The sequence below is a fragment of the Xanthomonas sp. CPBF 426 genome, from assembly GCF_903989465.1.
GTDB classification, from domain to species: Bacteria; Pseudomonadota; Gammaproteobacteria; order Xanthomonadales; family Xanthomonadaceae; genus Xanthomonas; species Xanthomonas euroxanthea.
The window spans coordinates 470708-486749 of record NZ_LR861805.1; the positions used below are offsets into that span (position 1 = coordinate 470708).

12 protein-coding genes and 1 tRNA gene are annotated in these 16042 nt (G+C 66.1%); 3 read left to right on the top strand and 10 right to left on the bottom strand.

Translation table 11 applies throughout. The features are described 5' to 3' along the window. Window positions 1-16: 16 nt before the first annotated feature. Entirely contained in the window at window positions 17-1222 is a 1206-nt protein-coding gene (gene bioF / locus H7A87_RS02025; RefSeq protein WP_119129386.1) for an 8-amino-7-oxononanoate synthase, read from the bottom strand. 97 nt (window positions 1223-1319) lie between these two features. Next, on the bottom strand, window positions 1320-2354 hold the full coding sequence (gene bioB / locus H7A87_RS02030; RefSeq protein WP_119129387.1) for a biotin synthase BioB: 1035 nt from the start codon (window positions 2352-2354) through the stop codon (window positions 1320-1322). A gap of 49 nt (window positions 2355-2403) precedes the next feature. On the opposite strand from bioB, the gene H7A87_RS02035 reads away from it, so the two are divergent. Continuing rightward, a complete protein-coding gene (locus H7A87_RS02035; RefSeq protein WP_180496863.1) occupies window positions 2404-3129 on the top strand; it encodes a ComF family protein in 726 nt (241 codons plus the stop codon). 111 nt (window positions 3130-3240) lie between these two features. On the opposite strand, the gene ubiA is transcribed toward H7A87_RS02035, so the two are convergent. Beyond that, the gene (gene ubiA / locus H7A87_RS02040) at window positions 3241-4146 is read right to left on the bottom strand and encodes a 4-hydroxybenzoate octaprenyltransferase (RefSeq protein ID WP_119129389.1); all 906 of its coding nucleotides are present in this window, start codon (window positions 4144-4146) and stop codon (window positions 3241-3243) included. Window positions 4147-4375: 229 nt separating this feature from the next. Between ubiA and H7A87_RS02045 the strand changes: the two genes are divergently transcribed. Further along, window positions 4376-4452 (top strand) — tRNA-Arg (locus H7A87_RS02045). A 419-nt stretch (window positions 4453-4871) separates the two neighbouring features. Here H7A87_RS02045 and H7A87_RS02050 read toward each other — a convergent pair. The 5 genes from H7A87_RS02050 to H7A87_RS02070 all read right to left on the bottom strand — a co-directional run bounded on the left by H7A87_RS02050 (window position 4872) and on the right by H7A87_RS02070 (window position 8402). Continuing rightward, a complete protein-coding gene (locus H7A87_RS02050) occupies window positions 4872-5354 on the bottom strand; it encodes a MarR family winged helix-turn-helix transcriptional regulator (protein WP_104585666.1) in 483 nt (160 codons plus the stop codon). A gap of 273 nt (window positions 5355-5627) precedes the next feature. Next, window positions 5628-5900, bottom strand: a complete 273-nt coding sequence (locus tag H7A87_RS02055) for a hypothetical protein (RefSeq protein WP_126945059.1) — start codon at window positions 5898-5900, stop codon at window positions 5628-5630. Between the two features lie 307 nt (window positions 5901-6207). Further along, complete coding sequence (locus tag H7A87_RS02060; protein ID WP_119129390.1) at window positions 6208-6570, bottom strand: hypothetical protein; 363 nt, start codon at window positions 6568-6570, stop codon at window positions 6208-6210. 367 nt (window positions 6571-6937) lie between these two features. Then, window positions 6938-7687 carry a glucose 1-dehydrogenase gene (locus H7A87_RS02065; RefSeq protein ID WP_197942526.1) on the bottom strand — a complete coding sequence of 250 codons (750 nt, stop codon included), beginning with the start codon at window positions 7685-7687 and terminating at the stop codon, window positions 6938-6940. Window positions 7688-8060: 373 nt separating this feature from the next. Next, complete coding sequence (locus H7A87_RS02070) at window positions 8061-8402, bottom strand: HPF/RaiA family ribosome-associated protein (protein ID WP_119129392.1); 342 nt, start codon at window positions 8400-8402, stop codon at window positions 8061-8063. A gap of 352 nt (window positions 8403-8754) precedes the next feature. On the opposite strand from H7A87_RS02070, the gene H7A87_RS02075 reads away from it, so the two are divergent. Further along, window positions 8755-11178 (top strand): DUF3772 domain-containing protein, encoded by a 2424-nt coding sequence (locus H7A87_RS02075; RefSeq protein ID WP_180496979.1) that lies wholly within the window; start codon window positions 8755-8757, stop codon window positions 11176-11178. Between the two features lie 544 nt (window positions 11179-11722). On the opposite strand, the gene H7A87_RS02080 is transcribed toward H7A87_RS02075, so the two are convergent. Both H7A87_RS02080 and H7A87_RS02085 read right to left on the bottom strand, forming a co-directional pair. Beyond that, the gene (locus H7A87_RS02080) at window positions 11723-13831 is read right to left on the bottom strand and encodes a phosphoglycerol transferase I (protein ID WP_104649114.1); all 2109 of its coding nucleotides are present in this window, start codon (window positions 13829-13831) and stop codon (window positions 11723-11725) included. A gap of 366 nt (window positions 13832-14197) precedes the next feature. Then, window positions 14198-15922 carry an AarF/UbiB family protein gene (locus H7A87_RS02085; RefSeq protein WP_104585679.1) on the bottom strand — a complete coding sequence of 575 codons (1725 nt, stop codon included), beginning with the start codon at window positions 15920-15922 and terminating at the stop codon, window positions 14198-14200. Window positions 15923-16042: the final 120 nt, after the last annotated feature.

Consider the following 16042-nt stretch of genomic DNA (forward strand, 5'->3'; position numbering starts at 1 on the left):
GTCTTGATCGTCGCCTTCAGGCCGACGCGCGCAGTGGCTGCCGACTGACCACATCGCGCGCCTGCACGATGGCCTCGATCAAGGCCTGCACCTGCTGCGGCGTATGCAGCGCGGACAAGGTCACACGCAGACGCGCCTTGCCTTCGGGCACGGTGGGCGGGCGAATCGCGCCAACCAGGAAGCCGGCCTGTTCCAGCGCGGCGGACATTGCCATCACCGTGGCTTCTTCGCCGCACAGCAAGGGCTGGATCGGCGTATCCGAGGCCATCAGTTCGAAGCCGTGCCGGCGTGCGCCATCGCGGAAACTGCCGATCGACTCGACCAGCTTGGCACGCCGCCAATCGTCGCGACGCGCCAGGCGCACCGCCGCCAGGGTTGCAGCGACCTGCGCCGGCGGCAACGCGGTGGTGTAGATGTAGGGGCGCGCGGTTTCGGCCAGATGGCGTACCAGCGCTTCATCGCCAACGACGACCGCGCCATAGCCACCGAGCGCCTTGCCCAGGGTCACCAACTGCAGCGGCACCTCGGCCACGCCCAGTCCGGCATCGGCCACGCAGCCGCGCCCCTGCGGGCCGAGCACGCCCACGCCGTGTGCGTCGTCGACATAGAACAGCGCCTGCTGCATGCGCGCCACCAGGCTCAACGCGCGCAGCGGGGCCACATCGCCATCCATGCTGAAGACGCCATCGCTGGCCAGCATCGCCGCGCCCTCGGGCGCGCCCTTGAGCTGACGCATCGCGCCTTCTACATCCAGGTGCGGATAGCGGCGCAGCCGGCAGCCGGCCAGGCGCGTGGCATCGAGCAGGCTGGCGTGGTTGAGCCGGTCCTGCACGCAGACATCGTCGTCCTCGCTGAGCAGGGCCTGCTGCACCGCCAGATTGGCGACAAAGCCGCTGCCGAACAGCAGGGCCGACGGATAGCCCAGCCACTGCGCGATCTCGCGTTCCAGCGTTTCGTGCGCGGTGTGGTTGCCGCAGATCAGGTGCGAGGCGGTGGCGCCGGCGCCATCGCGCGCGGCGGCGTCCTGCAACGCAGCGACCACTTCGAACTGCTGCGACAGGCCCAGATAGTCGTTGGAGCAGAAGCCGGTCAGCCAGCGGCCATCGATCTCCAGCCGCACGCCATCGCGCCGGCTCACCAGCCGCCGTACCCGCACCCGTTCCTGGGCCACACGCAAGGTGCGCAGCGACGAAATCCGTTCGTGCAGATCGGGGCGAGCCATGGGGGCATTCAGCGGCAGAAAGGTGCGCTAGCGTAGCCTGCCGCGCCCGGCGCGCCCAGCCGGCACCGACGATCGGTGCCGGGTGCTCGCTTCGCGGTCAGGCAGCGTGCTCGCAGGCCGTGCTGCGGGTGATCTCCGCATGCACGGTGCCCGGGTGGTCATGGTCGGCGGCGTCGACGGTGATCTGCATCGGGCGCAGGCCCAGGCGCTGGAACAGGGCCTGGTCGCGCTCGGTGTCCGGGTTGCCGGTGGTCAGCAGTTTTTCGCCGTAGAAGATCGAGTTGGCACCGGCCAGGAAGCACAGCGCCTGCAGCTCGTCGCTCATTGCTTCGCGGCCGGCGGACAGGCGCACCATCGAATGCGGCATCGTGATGCGGGCCACGGCGATCATGCGCACGAATTCGAACGGATCCAGCTGCTGGGTGCCGTGCAACGGCGTGCCGGCAACCTGCACCAGCTGGTTGATCGGCACCGAGTCCGGGTGCGCCGGCAGCGTGGCCAGCGCCAGCAGCAGGCCGATACGGTGCTCGCGGGTTTCGCCCATGCCGACGATGCCGCCGCAGCAGGTCTTCAGGCCGACGTCGCGCACATGCTCCAGCGTGTTCAGGCGGTCCTGATACTGGCGGGTGTGGATGATCGAGTCGTAGTAATCCGGCGCGGTGTCCAGATTGTGATTGTAGTAATCCAGCCCCGCATCCTTGAGCGCGCGCGCCTGGCCGGCGTCGAGCATGCCGAGCGTGGCGCAGGTCTCCAGCCCCATCGCCTTGACCTCGCGGATCATCGCCGCGACCTTGGGGATGTCGCGCTCCTTGGGCGAGCGCCAGGCCGCGCCCATGCAGAAGCGCGAGGCGCCGGCGGCCTTGGCCTGGCGCGCCTTGGCGACGACCTCTTCGGTCTCCATCAGCTTCTGCGCGGTCACGCCGGTGTCGTAGCGCTGCGCCTGCGGGCAGTACGCGCAGTCTTCCGGGCAGCCGCCGGTCTTGACTGACAGCAGCGTGGAGACCTGCACTTCCGCCGGATCGAAGTGTTCGCGATGCACGCTGGCGGCGCGGTGCAGCAGCTCCGGAAACGGCAGATCGAACAGCGCCTGCAGCTCGCTGCGATCCCAGTCATGGCGTACGACAACAGACATCGGGGTTTCCTGACAGTCAGCGGCTTGGAAGCCAGGCAGTCTGGTGAGCATGCGAGAGGCTGTCAACTTCGATGAGGTGCATTCGGTTTACAGCTGGCCGCGACGGGTGTTGCGGCTGCTGCTACCGAACGTGTGCCTGGTATGCGCCGAGGCCGGCACTGCCGATGGCGATCTCTGCCCGTGGTGCCGCGCGGCCTTGCCCGCTCACGGGCGCGCCTGCCTGTGCTGCGCAACGCCATTGTCCGCCTCCGATGAAGCGCTGCTGTGCGGGCAATGCCTGCAGCATCGGCCGCCGCTGCAGCACGTGCATGCGTGCTTCACCTATCACTGGCCGGTGGATGGCCTGCTGCGGCGTTTCAAGTTTCGCCAGGATCTGGCCGCCGGGCGTCTGCTCAGCGAGTTGATGGTCAAGGCGTGTGCGGGCCTGCCGCGTCCGCAGGCACTGGTGCCGGTGAGTCTGCATCGGCAGCGCCTGCGCCAGCGCGGTTACGACCAGGCGCTGGAGCTGGCCAGACCGCTCGGGCGCGCGCTGCGGTTGCCCTGCCTGCCCTTGCTGCGCCGGGTCCGCGCGACTGCGCCGCAGTCGGAGCTGGATGCGGCCGAGCGCCAGCGCAACCTGCGCGGCGCCTTCGTCGCGGGTGGCGCGTTGCCGGCGCATGTGGCATTGGTGGATGACGTGATGACCACCGGTGCGACGCTGCATGCGGCCGCGCAGGCCTTGCATCGGGCCGGCGTGCAGCGGGTGGATGCGTGGGTGTGCGCGCGGGTGCCGTGAGGCTGGGCTGCGGGTTGTGAGCTGCACCATGGAGCTTCGCCCGTACCCTCACCCCGACCCCTCTCCCGCGGGGAGCGGGGCTTAAGCCGAGGTGGTTTGCCCGTCTGCGGGTCAGCGCATTGCCAGGGCGGCGGCGATGCCGACGAAGATCGCCAGGCCCACCCAGTTGTTGTGCAGGAAGGCGCGGAAGCAGGGGCCGCGTTCGCGGTGGCGGGCAAGCCGGAATTCGTAGGCCACCAGCAGCGCGGCCACGCCCAGCCCTGCCAGGTACGCGATGCCGAGACCGGCACGCAGGCCGACCAGTGCCAGTGCCGCAAACATCGACGCATACAGCAGGCCCTGCGCGAGCAGGTCGAACCTGCCGAACAGGATGGCGGTGGACTTGCTGCCCATGAGGATGTCGTCCTCGCGGTCGACCATGGCGTACCAGGTGTCATAGGCCGTCGCCCACAGGATGTTGGCCGCGTACAGCAGCCAGGCCAGCCATGGCACGCTGCCCTGCACCGCGGCGAACGCCATCGGGATGCCCCAGCCGAAGGCCATGCCCAGATAGACCTGGGGCAGGTGGGTATGGCGTTTGAGATAGGGGTAGCTGGCGGCCAGGAACACGCCCGGCACGCTCAGCGCCACTGTTAGCCAGTTGAGCGTGAGCACCAGCGCGAACGCCACCAGCATCAGCACCACGAACACCCACAGCGCCTCGCGCCCGGACACCGCCCCGGTGGCCAGCGGACGCGACTTGGTGCGCTCTACATGCGGGTCCAGCCAGCGGTCGGCGTAGTCGTTGATCACGCAGCCGGCCGAGCGGGTCAGCCAGACCCCGGCAGTGAACACGAACAGCGTCCACAGCGGCGGCAGGCCATCGGCAGCCAGCCACAATGCCCACCAGGTGGGCCACAGCAACAACAGGCTGCCGATCGGGCGATCGCCGCGGACCAGCTTCCAGTACTGCCCCAGTCGCTGCGGCCAGGTCAGCGCGGGCGCTGTCGGCAGCTGTTCAACACCATGCTTGCTCATGCTGCAAAGGGTAGCAGTGCGGCCTGGCCGCGGTCATGCGCTGGCCGGTGATCGCGCAGTGCATCGTCCGGGCTCCCAGGCGGCTGCCCGACGCCGCGCCAGGCCGGGCAGGTGCGGGCGCGGCATCCGGGCGAGCCCAGGTCGGCAACGCAATGGTGCCTGGTCGCTCGGCAGGCCTGCGCTGCGGGGTCACGCGCGCGGCGGCGGTTCTGGCATAATGCCCGACCAGGCGCTCGTAGCTCAGCCGGATAGAGTAGTGGCTTCCGAAGCCATTGGTCGGGGGTTCGAATCCCTCCGGGCGCACCAATTCACGTTCCAGGCTTGTCCCGGGATGCCAATAAACCCTCGAGAAATCGGGGGTTTATTGTTGCTGGTCCGCCGAAATCCGGGAAGGCCCATTGAAATGATTTCAATGCAAGAACAATGTCCATCTTCATGGCGAAGGATCAGATAGTCGTGCATTCGCGCTAAGTGCGTACCCGGGCGGTCCGGGTGCAGCTGGTGGATTCGACCGAGCAAACGCGGGTTGGCGGGCTCACGAGAGCCGGGGGCGCTTTCTCCAGTCGTATCACCGCTGGTCGACACCTTCGGGCAGCGGTGCATCGGGCGCATCGGTAAGGCGCCGCTGCAGCGCTTGATCAGCTGCTGCCTCGGGACGCTTCCTTGGCAAGCACCTGGCCGCTTCCCGCAAAAGACCGCTCCTTACCCGCACGTCATGCGGTCGGTCAGGCCTCGGACGTTCCGGCATGAAGGTCTCCAGCGGAGAATGCCAGGCATTGGCTCTCCAGGTTACGGAGTACGCGCACCGCAATGCGCCCTTCGGTGTCGTCCATGCCGGCGATCAGTTCGTTTCGCAGGCCGTCCAGCGCCTCGCCCAGTTTGAGCGACACCGCACGACCCCGTTCGGTCAGGTGCAGGGTCTTGGCGCGGCCATCGGACAGGTCCCTGCGCCGCTTCAGCAAACCGTCCCGTTCGAGTTGGGTGACCGATCGCGCAATGGCGGCCGGATCAAGCGCCGATTCCTCGGCCACGTCTTTCTGCCGGATACCATCGCCCAGCCGGGCGATCACAAGAAGAACCGCCGCGATGGACAGGGAAACGCCCAGTTGCGCCAGGGCGATTCCTGCTGCGCGTTGCCAGGCGCGCCCGGCAGGCAGCACGGTCCAGGTCAGCGTCGTTCGCCAATCTTCGCCTTCGTGAAATGACATATCCCGTAAGTCCCATTGCTGATGCGGCCGGGACGACGCGTCCGGGTTTCGCCTGTTTCCCCGATACCTTAGCTTGATCTGCGCCGAGGCATTGAAGCGCTGGTCCGTTGTCGATGCATCAATTAAATCCCATCCGCGTCTCGCCGTTCAATCGATTCGTCGTGCGTGCGTGCTGCGACCGTCGTGAAGAGCAGGATGGACAAGCGCAGGCGCAGGACCGTGGAGCTGGATGCGTCACCGGCGGCGCTCGGAGAGGCGGGAAGCACTCGGCTGTCAGGGGGCGCTACAAAAACGGGAGCCGTCTTCCTTGGTCAACGGCTGTTGCTGACGCTTGCCGTCCGGGGCAGTCCCCTCATACACCGCGCAGTTGCTGGCATCCCATTCAAAACGCGCGTCCTTGTAGTGATAACGCGCCTGGGCACGCTCGAATGCCTTGACCTCTGCGCTGGGCAGGGCGCCATCGTCGATCTTGTGTTCCTTGGCGACGGGGGCGCCCGTGCACGCAGTAAGTGAAAGCGCAAGCGCTGACAAGAGACCTAGCTTCATGACCACTCCAATTCGGACGCTGACGTCGGGATAGATGGAAGGCCAGTGCGGCCCCGTTACGGAAGCAGACTGTAAGCAGGTCGGTATGAAATGTGCGTGCGAGTCCTATCGCCATGAGCGACTGACAAGAGGTAACAAGCGCTCGTCAGGGTGGATGCGGACGGTACACGGAAACCGGCGTGCACGACTGACGCGTGCCGATTCCGCGTACCGGCCCACACCCACCTGATCAGTCCACGCGTCTGTACTTTCGTCGCTTGCTGGCGACTGACTGCCCTGGCGCCCGGATGCTGAGGACGCCGCGGACCTAATCCTTGCTGCCACTCGTGCCACGGCGGATTGCCTGCTCGGCCTCGTCCAGGGTCCTGTTGTAGCTGGCGCTCTCACCCGCGCTGACGAATCCCTGCTGCTTCGCTCTCGTTGCGGAATCGGTGCGGACCCAGCTGAGCTTCTTCTCGATCTCCGCAGCCTGGGCACTGGACAGCTTGCCTGCCTTGCGCGCCTCGGCCAGGCTAGCGTCAATCGCCTCGTAACGTGCCAACACCTTGGCGTGCAGCGAATCAGGGGCGTGGCTGGCCCGCTGCTGTGCACGTGCGACGTTGACGGAACTCATTCCTGCGAAGACACCGATGCAGGTGGCAAATGTCATGAACATCAGCGTTTTCTTCATGCGATTTTTCACCTGTCATCGAATGCGAACCAACGGCCTGTGAACCGGCCCGGACCGTGCCGAATGAGTATAGTCCAACGCTAGATTGGCGGTGGATGCTCTGAAATTTTGCGTCTCGACGCGCGATTGCTGGACGCCGCCCAACAAAACCCGTGCAGCTACCACGCCGTACCGGAGGCGGCGCGGCAGTCACGGTGGTGGCGCAAGCGTTCCATCACTGCCACCACGTCGCCGCCCCTGATGTGCTGGTGCACTTCACTGCTCACACGTTGCTTGGCAACGTCATCCCGCCGATCAGGGCCCGGGAACGATGCCGGCTGAACCAGGCGTGGCAGCGAAGTCCCCACGCGTCCTGACACGGGCAGGCTTACTGGGCGAGCAATCCACCATCGACGACATGCTCATGCCCGGTGATGTAGGACGATTCGTCGGACGCCAGGAACAGAACCAGGTTGCTGACCTCGCTGGCCTTGGCGATGCGCCCCAGTGGGATCTGGGCAACGGCATCACCGCCGTTTTCGTCCGTCCCTTCCACCATCATCGGGGTCTGGATGAAGCCCGGGTGGACCGAGTTCACACGGATGTTGTCTGCGCCATATTCGATTGCCGTCGCCTTGCTCATTCCGCGCACGGCGAACTTGCTGCCGACATAGGCCAGGCTCGGGAATCCGTAATTGGCTGCCATTCCGGCGATCGAGGAAATATTGACGATCGATCCCACCTTCGCCTTCAGCATGGAGGGGATGACCGCCTTCATGCCAAGGTAAACGGCATTCTGGTTGATCGCACAGACCTTGAGGAAATCTTCTTCGGAGATGTCCGCAGTCTTGGCAATGGGGCCCAGGATCCCTGCATTGTTGACCAGAATCGTGACGTTGCCGAATGCCGCTTCCGCTTCGGCCACCACGTTCTGCCATGCGTCCCAGCTCGTGACGTCCTGCTGGACGAAGCGAACACGCTTGCCCAGCTCGGAGGCCAGTGCACGCCCTCCCTCGGCATTGATGTCAGTGAAAACAACGTGCGCACCCTCTTCAACGAAATTGCGCACATGCGACGCGCCCATGCCCTGTGCGGCACCGGTGACGATTGCGACTTTGCCTTGCAGTCTGCCCATCATTCTTCCTTCTCCTGCGAGTGAGTGGCCTCGCGGCCGCCAGTCGAACTAGTGTGTGGAAATATAGATGACGGGTCAATTAATTACTGTCGAGGCGAAGAGGACGATCAGGTGGCCCTCGAGCGTTGCGCGCTGCATGGGCCGCGGCACGTTTGACAGCCACGTCGCAACACGGCCATGTCCAGGCTCAGCGTGGCGAGCAGCTCCAACGCAAAAGCAAAACGCCATCGGCCCGCTGCAGTGTCACTGCAGCGGGCCGATGGCGTTTCTGATCAGGGTTGCGCGCCGGCCTGAGTATCGACGCGGCGTTGCACTGTGAGGCCAGCGATGCGCCGCTTGGCAGGGGGCGAGGAGCGCCGCCCTGCGCAGGCTCGGGTCAGATCACGTCCGGCGGCGGTGTGGTGGCCTTGGCGTGCTGCTTGCCACGTGCGTGTTCGATGGCGGTGCGCAGCTTGCGCGCGGCGCCGGTGACGGCCGAGGCGGTGGTTTCGGCGCTATTGGTGGCCGCGATGGGTGGCAGGCCGGCGACGTGCGCCTCGATGCTGCAGGTTCGATCCGCTGCGCCGCCGCGTTGGCCGTTTTCATCGCGCAAATGCACGTCGACGCGGGTGATGTCGCTGGCGAAATGCGCCAGCTGGGCGGAGCAGGTCTTCTCGACATGCTGCACGACAGAGGGGTCATGCGGCACGTGCTTGTCGGTCTGGATCTGAATCTGCATAGAGTGTCTCCTTCGCGGTCATCCGCTGCGTCTGCCGTAGCGGTGACTCGATTCTGCGACAGCGCACCGTTGCCGCAAGGTGACAAGCTGCACCACGTTCATGCACAGGTTGGGATGGCCCGGCGGTGCACCCGCTGCGGCGGCCGGCGCCGTAACCGCGATCGCCAACGCGCCTCCAATCGCGCAGCACCCGTCACGCCTGGCGAGCTCTGCCAGGCTGAACCCTCACGGCAGCGGCGAACTGCCCGGCTGCGGGCAGTGGATTAAGATGCCGGCACCGCGCTGGTGTGCGCCTGTCCGATGTCTGCCTGTGTCCGAATTCCGAGTTGCCCTGGGTGCCCGTCGCGGCGTGTTGCAGCGTGTGCTGTTGCTGGTCGCGTTGTGGATGGTGTGCGTGGGTGCCGCCATCGCGCAGGACGACGACACCCTGCTGGAGACCGCGCAGACGCAGCTCGACAGCATGCAGAAGGTGCTGACCCAGGCCGACGCGGGCATGGAGAAGGCCGATACCGAGCAGCTGGGCAAGCTGACCGAGGACGTCGCCGGCGCGCAGCGGCAGGCGCAGGATCTGGTGCGCACGCTGGAGCAACCGCTCAAGGAGCTCAACGGGCGCTTGGAGGGGCTTGGTGTCGCGGCGCAAAACGAACCGGCCGACCTGGTCAAACAGCGCAAGGCGCTGACCAAGGAGCGCGATCAGCTCAATGCCGAGTTCATCCGGGCCACGCTGCTGGCCTCCAACGCCAAGGACCTGGCCGACCGGCTCGAACGCGAGCGCGTGCAACGCTTCAGCGTGCAGCTCTCCACACGGGTGGCCTCGCCGTTGTCGCCGACGTTATGGCATCAGATCGGGCAGCAGTGGCCGGACGATCGTGCCCGCCTGCAGGCCTTGTCCGACAAGATGGTGCAGCTGGTGCAGGCAGGTGTGGCGGCCAATGGCGTGGGCGGGCTGATCACCGCTGCCGTGGTCGCGTTGTTGCTGGCACTGCCGCTGCGCATCTTCCTGCGCCACCTGGGGCGTCGCTATGCGGCCTCGCGTGCGCCCGGCGGACGCCTGCGGCGCTCGGGGCTGGCCCTGTGGTTCCTGCTGGTCGGCACGTTGAGCCTGGGGATTGCGGCATTCGTGCTGGTCGAAGGGATCCGCGCGCTCGGCGAGCTGCCCGATGACCTGGACCAGCTGCTGACCGGGTTTGTCGCCATCAGCGTGGTGGCTGCCTTCGTCGGTTCGCTCAGTGCCAGCCTGTTGATGAAACACCAGCCCAGCTGGCGCCTGTTCCCGCTGGACGATGCCACCGTCGACCGCCTGCGCGTGCATTGCCTGGCCACCGCGGCAGTGATCTGGTTCAGTGGCATGGCGATCAAGATCAACGAGGTGGCCGGCAGCAGTCCGGCGTTGACCGCCGCCACCGATGCGGTGGCGGCGCTGCTGTATGCGGGGTTGATCCTGTCGGCCCTGGCCGGGCTGACTCTGTCCTTGCGCGCGCACGCGGCAAATGCCGGCGTGGCCGATCCGGACAGCGATGCGCCGCCGCCGGTGGTCACGCGCGGTGGCGGCTTCATCGTGCTGATCCGCCTGCTGGGTCACCTGGCGGTGATCTTCGCGTTGATCGCAGCCCTGTTCGGCTATCTCAATCTGGCCTTGTTCGTGGAGCGGCAGATCATCTGGATCACCCTGGTGTGCAGTCTGCTCGGCCTGCTGGTGGTCTTTACCGACGATCTGATGACCTGGCTGTTCAAGCCGGACGGCCGTTTCAGCCGGGCGTTGTCGCATGCGCTCAGCATCGGCAGTGGACGCCTGGTGCAGCTCGGGCTGCTGATCTCTGCCGCGACACGGGTGTTGCTGGTGCTGCTGGGCATCGCGGTGCTGCTGACGCCGTATGGCGCCAATATCAGCGTGGTCACCGACTGGGCGGAGAACATCGCCCACGGCATCACCATCGGCAAGGAGCTGGTGATCACCCCGGGCGACGTGTTCAGGGCGCTGTGCGTGTTCCTGCTCGGCATGGGGCTGGTGCACGTGGTGCAGCAGTGGTTGCTCAACACCTATCTGCCCAAGACCGAGCTCGATGACGGTGCGCGTAACTCCATCAGCACCGTGGCGCGTTATCTGGGCTGGCTGATCGTGGTGGTGTGGGGCCTGACCGCATTGGGCCTGGATCTGAAGCGGCTTGCGCTGGTGTTGAGTGCGTTGTCGGTGGGTATCGGTTTCGGTCTGCAGGCGATCACGCAGAACTTCGTGTCGGGTCTGATCCTGCTGGCCGAGCGGCCGGTGAAGATCGGCGATTGGGTACGCATCGGCGATCAGGAGGGCGATGTGCGCAAGATCAGCGTGCGTGCGACCGAGATCCAGGTCGGCGACCGCTCCACCCTGATCGTGCCCAACTCGGAATTGATCACCAAGAGCGTGCGCAACATGACGCTGTCCAACCCGATGGGCCGGGTGCAACTGCAGTTCTCGGTGCCGCTGGAAACCGACGTGGCAAAGGTGCGCAACATGCTGCTGGACCTGTTCGCCGAGCACACCAAGGTGCTGGCCGACCCGGCACCCTCGGTGTTCATCGATTCGCTGGCCGGCGGGCACGTCAACTTCAATTCGTTCGCCTACGTGCGCAGCCCGCGCGATTCGTATGGGGTGCGCAGCGAGCTGTTCTTCGCGCTGCTGCAGCGGATGGAAACGGCGGGGATTGCGCTGCAGTCGCCGCAGGAAATCCGCTTCAGCCGCGCAGGTGCTGCGGTGGCGCGCGATCCGGGCGATGGCACGCCGGCATCGGAAGACTGAGCCGGCCCGTGCACGATGCGCGGCGTGTCCTGCGCTGGCGGTGCAGCTAAAATTCGCAGGGTCGAGGGCGCGGCGCCCTCACCGCTTGCGGGACATGCCGTGAACCCATCCCTGAAGGTTTGGTGGCGGCATCCATGCCGCCACACGGTCCCGCAACCGGCAAGGACACCGCACCAGAGAGCTGGTCTGCGCCCATTTGAAAAGCTGCCTGTCGTGCGGTGTGCATCAGACATGGAGCCGATACGTCATGAGCGTACGACGCATCCAGCGCCGCTCTTACCGTGCACACCGACCGTCTCGACTGGCCCTTGCCCGCTCACCGTCGCGGGACCCTGAGCGGCATGGATGCCGCGCCGGAGCCTACATGGACGTACTTGCGGCGTGTCCCGCGATGGTGGGCGGGCAAGGGCCCTGCAGCCAGGCCGCACATCGCATGCTTCGGCTTCGGCTTCGGCTTGGGCTTCGGCCTTGCCTTTGCCTTTGCCCTTACCTCATCCACATACCTCGACCGAGACCGAGACCGAGACCGAGACGATGGCCAGGCTCAAGAGCGATCCGCGACCTGGCTCTGTTTCACCAGGGCCAGATCGTCCACGCTGACATCTTCGGTGTAGTCCAGCCAGGCACGGATCTCCAGATCGTCCACCGCATGTTCCAGGCCCACCGGCATGCGGATGCGACCGGCCGCATCGGGCACCACCCACTGCTGGGCCAGCACCACCTTGCGCTCTGACGAGACGGCTTCCACCCAGAAGGCCCGCGTCGGCCGGCGCTTGGCGTACAGCTCCAGCATGTAACGACCGGCCTCGGTCTTGCGGGCAGTCTGGGTGAGCATGATCGGTTGGCGCACGCGGGGGCGCGGGCCTTGCTGGCTGGCCTCCAGCGGCGCGTCCACGGCGATGCCGCGGGTCAGGTCCGGATCGCGATACAGCTTCATGCTCTGGTGGCGGTCGACCACCAATGCGCACCAATCGCCATCGGCCGAACCGTCCTCGAACGCCGTGCAGCGATCCACATACGCCAGCGTGCCCTCGGTGTGGGTGCGATCGAACTGGCGCGAGGTGTTTTCCAGATAGACGGTTTTGAGATTGGTGTCGTCGTCGTATTCCAGCAGCACCGGCGGGCGCACCTGTTGCACGCCCACCACCACATCGCCATTGCCGTTGATGCGCAGCATGCGTGTGCTGCGCCCGGTCCACAGCGTGCGCGCGTAGGCGAGATAGCGCGGGTAGTCCTTGCCGCTGTCGCGGCTGGCCGCCACGCTGGCGCTGGGAGGCGCATCGCTGGCCAGCAGCGAGCGGCCAAAGCCCAGCGTGCGCATGCCCGGTTCCAGCAGCTGCAACAGCGTTGCACCCGAATCCAGCGTGCTGCCCGCGCGCGTGACCACTTGTTGCGGAGCGATGTCCTTGCCGAGGAACAGCAGCAGGTTTTCGCGCTTCTGCTTGGCGAGCACGTCGCTGAGATCGTTGGGCATCGCCAGGTGATCGGAGGCGATCACGATGATGGTGTTCTTGCCGTAGCGGCTGTTGCGAATGCGCGTGACCAGCTCGCCGATCAGCCGGTCGCTGCACTTGATCGCATGCAACAGCCCGATGTCGCCCAGTGCGCTGTCGTAGTGCTGGCCCTTGCAGGCCAGCGGCAGATGGCCGGCGGGGTGGTGGGTGTCCATGGTCAGCGTGGTGAGCATGAACGGCTGGCCGGCGCGCGACAGCGTCTGGAAGCTGTCCCAGGCATCGTCCAGCAGCACATCGTCGTGCACGCCCCAGGCGGAAAAGTGCTTGGGCGCCACGCCCTTGTCGCGGAAGTAGCTGACGTCGTGCACCACATCGAAACCATGGCTGGACAGAAAGCTGCCCTTGCCGGCAAAGCTGGCATCGGCGCCGCCGACATAGTGATTGCGGTAGCCCTGATCCTTGAGATAGTCGCCCAGGCAGCGTGCTTCGGGCAGGAACAGGCCCATGCGGCCCATGCTGTTTTCATCGCCGGGCGCGGTGGTCAGCGGCACGCCGCACATCGAAGCGACCATGCCGGCGATGGTCCAGCCGCTGCCTTCGGTGGAGGTGAGGTTGCGTACGTCCACTGCCTCGCTGGCCAGGGCGCGCAGGTTCGGCATCAGGCCGGGAAACACCTTTTCATCGAAGTAGGTGCGTTCCAGGCTCTCGCCGTAGATCCACACGATGTTCTTGCGCTTCTGCAAGGGCTGCTGCGGCACCAGGTATTCCGGCACCACGGTGGCGTAATCCACGGGGCGCAACTGGTAGTACAGGCGCTTGCCGTCGCGGTACAAGGGGCTGACCGCGATGCTGACCAGCAACATCATCACGAAGGCGCCAAACACCGCGTTGCCTCCGCGCGGGCGACGGAAACGCCGCACCTTCAGCAACACCAGCGGGCTGAGCGACAACAGCACCATGCCGATAAACACGGCGATATAGGCGGAAAAATCGCTGACGCCGGCACCGTCCATGTCTGCGCGCAGGTGATACAGCGTGGCGGCGTTGATGCCATCGCCGCTGAGCCGATCCACCAGGCCCCAGGCACTGAGCAACAGCAGCAGCAACGACAACAGACCGGCCTTCAACCACGCCAGACGCGGCGAGGCGACCAAGAGCCAAAGCAGGAGCAACAGCGAAAACAACAACATCCAATGCATGCGGCAGCGTCCGTGGGGGAATGATGCGAGCGCGTACCGGACGCCTTGCTCGCCATGTCCTGTGCGCCACACCCAATGTGACACCCGGATGACGGACTATGCCGCGCCGAAGCTGACTGAAATGTTTGTTCGCGTTAAGCCATCGCCGCAGCGCTTCGGATTGCACGCGTTGACGCTCCCCTGGTCGCGGTGGCGTTCGCCAGAAATCGACGGCATCTGCATTGCGCATTTGGCGCGCTTCTCGCAGATATAGGCGACATTGCGATAACCCCGCACCGCTTCGCTTTGGCAGCTTGACGCGGCTGTCTTGGCAAGCGATGTCGCGCCCGGGTGCGCTCCTACGCGGAGGTGGGGTCTGTTGGAGTGCTATCGATGCCCGCGTTCTTCGCGCGCACGCACGCGGCGGTCGAACAGCAGCGCGCTGAGCACGATGCCCAGGCCCAGCACCACGCCGAGCAGGAACAGCACCATTGCGATGGCCGGGTAGCCCCACAGCTTCAAGCCGGTTTCGATGCGCATCATCTGTGCCGAGGCCATGATCAATGCCGCGGTCACGATGCCGGCCGCCACGCGGTTGGCGATCTTCTGCAGGCTTTCCATCAGATGCGATTCTTCCAGCCCGGTGACGCGCATCTGCAGGCGGTTTTCCGCCGCCAGCGACAGGATCTCGGACATGCGGCGCGGTCCTTCGCGCACCAGGTGCTGCAGTTCCATCGCCTCGCTGGCCAGATTGGCGGCGGACAGGGACTTTTTCAGCCGCGCGCGCATCACATGCTGCAGATGACGTTCGACGATGCGGCGCGTGTCCAGGTGCGGCGACAGCGCGCGGCACACGCCTTCCAGGTTCAACAAGGTCTTGCCGAGCAGGCTCAGCTCCGGTGGCGTGCGCAAGCCGTTGGAGGTGGCGATGCGCACCAGATCCAGCACCACGCGGCCTTCGGAGGTGGTGTCGTGGGCGGCATACCGGGCGATCATCTGCCCGGTTTCGCGCTGGTAGCGGTCCTCGTCGTAATCCTCCAGGCGCGTGCTGAGCGCAATGGTCTCTTCGGCGACTTCTTCGCCACGGCCGTCGACGGCGGCGAACAGCAGCTTGAGCAAGCGCTCGCGCAGGCGCGGGGGAACATGCGCGACCATTCCCAGGTCGAAGATGGCCAGGCGCCCGTCCTGCAGCACGCGCAGGTTGCCCGGATGCGGGTCGGCATGGATCTCGCCATGCACGAACATCTGGTCCAGGTAGCCCTTGACCAGCTCTGCGGCCAGGTTGTCCATCGGCTGCTCGGTGCGGCGCAGGCCGGAGATCTTGTCCACCCGCACGCCTTCGGCCAGCTGCATGGTCAGCACCTTGCGGCTGCTCAGGTCCCATACCGGTTGCGGAATCCACAACAGCGGAAATGGCTTCAGATGCTTGCCGAAGCGCGCCAGCGTCTCGGCCTCGTCTTCGTAATTGAGCTCGGCACGCAGGGTCTTGCCGAACTCGCCCAGCCAGTCGGCAAAGCGCACGCGCCGGCCGATGCCGGTCAGGCGGTCGGCGGCGGTGGCAAAGCTCTTGAGCACGTCCAGGTCCGAACGGACCTGGGCGGCGACTTCGGGTTTTTGCACCTTGATCGCCACCGGGGTGCCGTCGCGCAGGGCGGCGCGGTGCACCTGCGCCAGCGAGGCGCAGCCCAGCGGCACCGGGTCGAAGAACGAGAACGCCTTGTTGACCGACACGCCGAGTTCTTCCTCGATGATCTGGCGGATGCGCTCCACCGGCACCGAGCTGGTGTTCTCCTGCATGCGCTCCAGCGCCGTGGCGAACTCCGGCGGCACGATGTCCGGCCGCGTGGACAGCATCTGGCCAAGCTTGACGAAGGTGGGGCCGAGCGCTTCCAGGTCGGAGACGAACTGGTCGGGCGTGCCTTCGGCGGGCACTTCGTACTCGTTGATCGCGGCCGGATCCAGGTTCATGCCGGCGAATACGCCCGACCCGCGATACCGCAGCAACAGGCGCAGGATCTGCGTGCGACGGCTCATGCCGCCCACCACGCCGGTGTCGGCGGGGATCGCGGCCTGGGCCGGTGTGCGGTACGGGTCGTTCGGACTCAAGGCCATCTCCGGCGGTCGTGCAAGGGGGCGAGTGTGGCCAGCGGCGGGTCGTCAGGCGGTGAATCCAGCCACGTGGCCAAGGCGCTGCGGTGCGCGGCTCAGGGCCGGCGGGCACGGCCGGATCGT

Bases quoted from the DNA above. Each gene is read 5' to 3' on its own strand.
- H7A87_RS02055 (WP_126945059.1), bottom strand. From the start codon at position 5,900: ATGAAGCTAGGTCTCTTGTCAGCGCTTGCGCTTTCACTTACTGCGTGC.
- bioF (WP_119129386.1), bottom strand. From the start codon at position 1,222: ATGGCTCGCCCCGATCTGCACGAACGGATTTCGTCGCTGCGCACCTTG.
- ubiA (WP_119129389.1), bottom strand. From the start codon at position 4,146: ATGAGCAAGCATGGTGTTGAACAGCTGCCGACAGCGCCCGCGCTGACC.
- H7A87_RS02080 (WP_104649114.1), bottom strand. From the start codon at position 13,831: ATGCATTGGATGTTGTTGTTTTCGCTGTTGCTCCTGCTTTGGCTCTTG.
- H7A87_RS02060 (WP_119129390.1), bottom strand. From the start codon at position 6,570: ATGAAGAAAACGCTGATGTTCATGACATTTGCCACCTGCATCGGTGTC.
- bioB (WP_119129387.1), bottom strand. From the start codon at position 2,354: ATGTCTGTTGTCGTACGCCATGACTGGGATCGCAGCGAGCTGCAGGCG.
- H7A87_RS02085 (WP_104585679.1), bottom strand. From the start codon at position 15,922: ATGGCCTTGAGTCCGAACGACCCGTACCGCACACCGGCCCAGGCCGCG.
- H7A87_RS02050 (WP_104585666.1), bottom strand. From the start codon at position 5,354: ATGTCATTTCACGAAGGCGAAGATTGGCGAACGACGCTGACCTGGACC.
- H7A87_RS02065 (WP_197942526.1), bottom strand. From the start codon at position 7,687: ATGATGGGCAGACTGCAAGGCAAAGTCGCAATCGTCACCGGTGCCGCA.
- H7A87_RS02035 (WP_180496863.1), top strand. From the start codon at position 2,404: ATGCGAGAGGCTGTCAACTTCGATGAGGTGCATTCGGTTTACAGCTGG.
- H7A87_RS02070 (WP_119129392.1), bottom strand. From the start codon at position 8,402: ATGCAGATTCAGATCCAGACCGACAAGCACGTGCCGCATGACCCCTCT.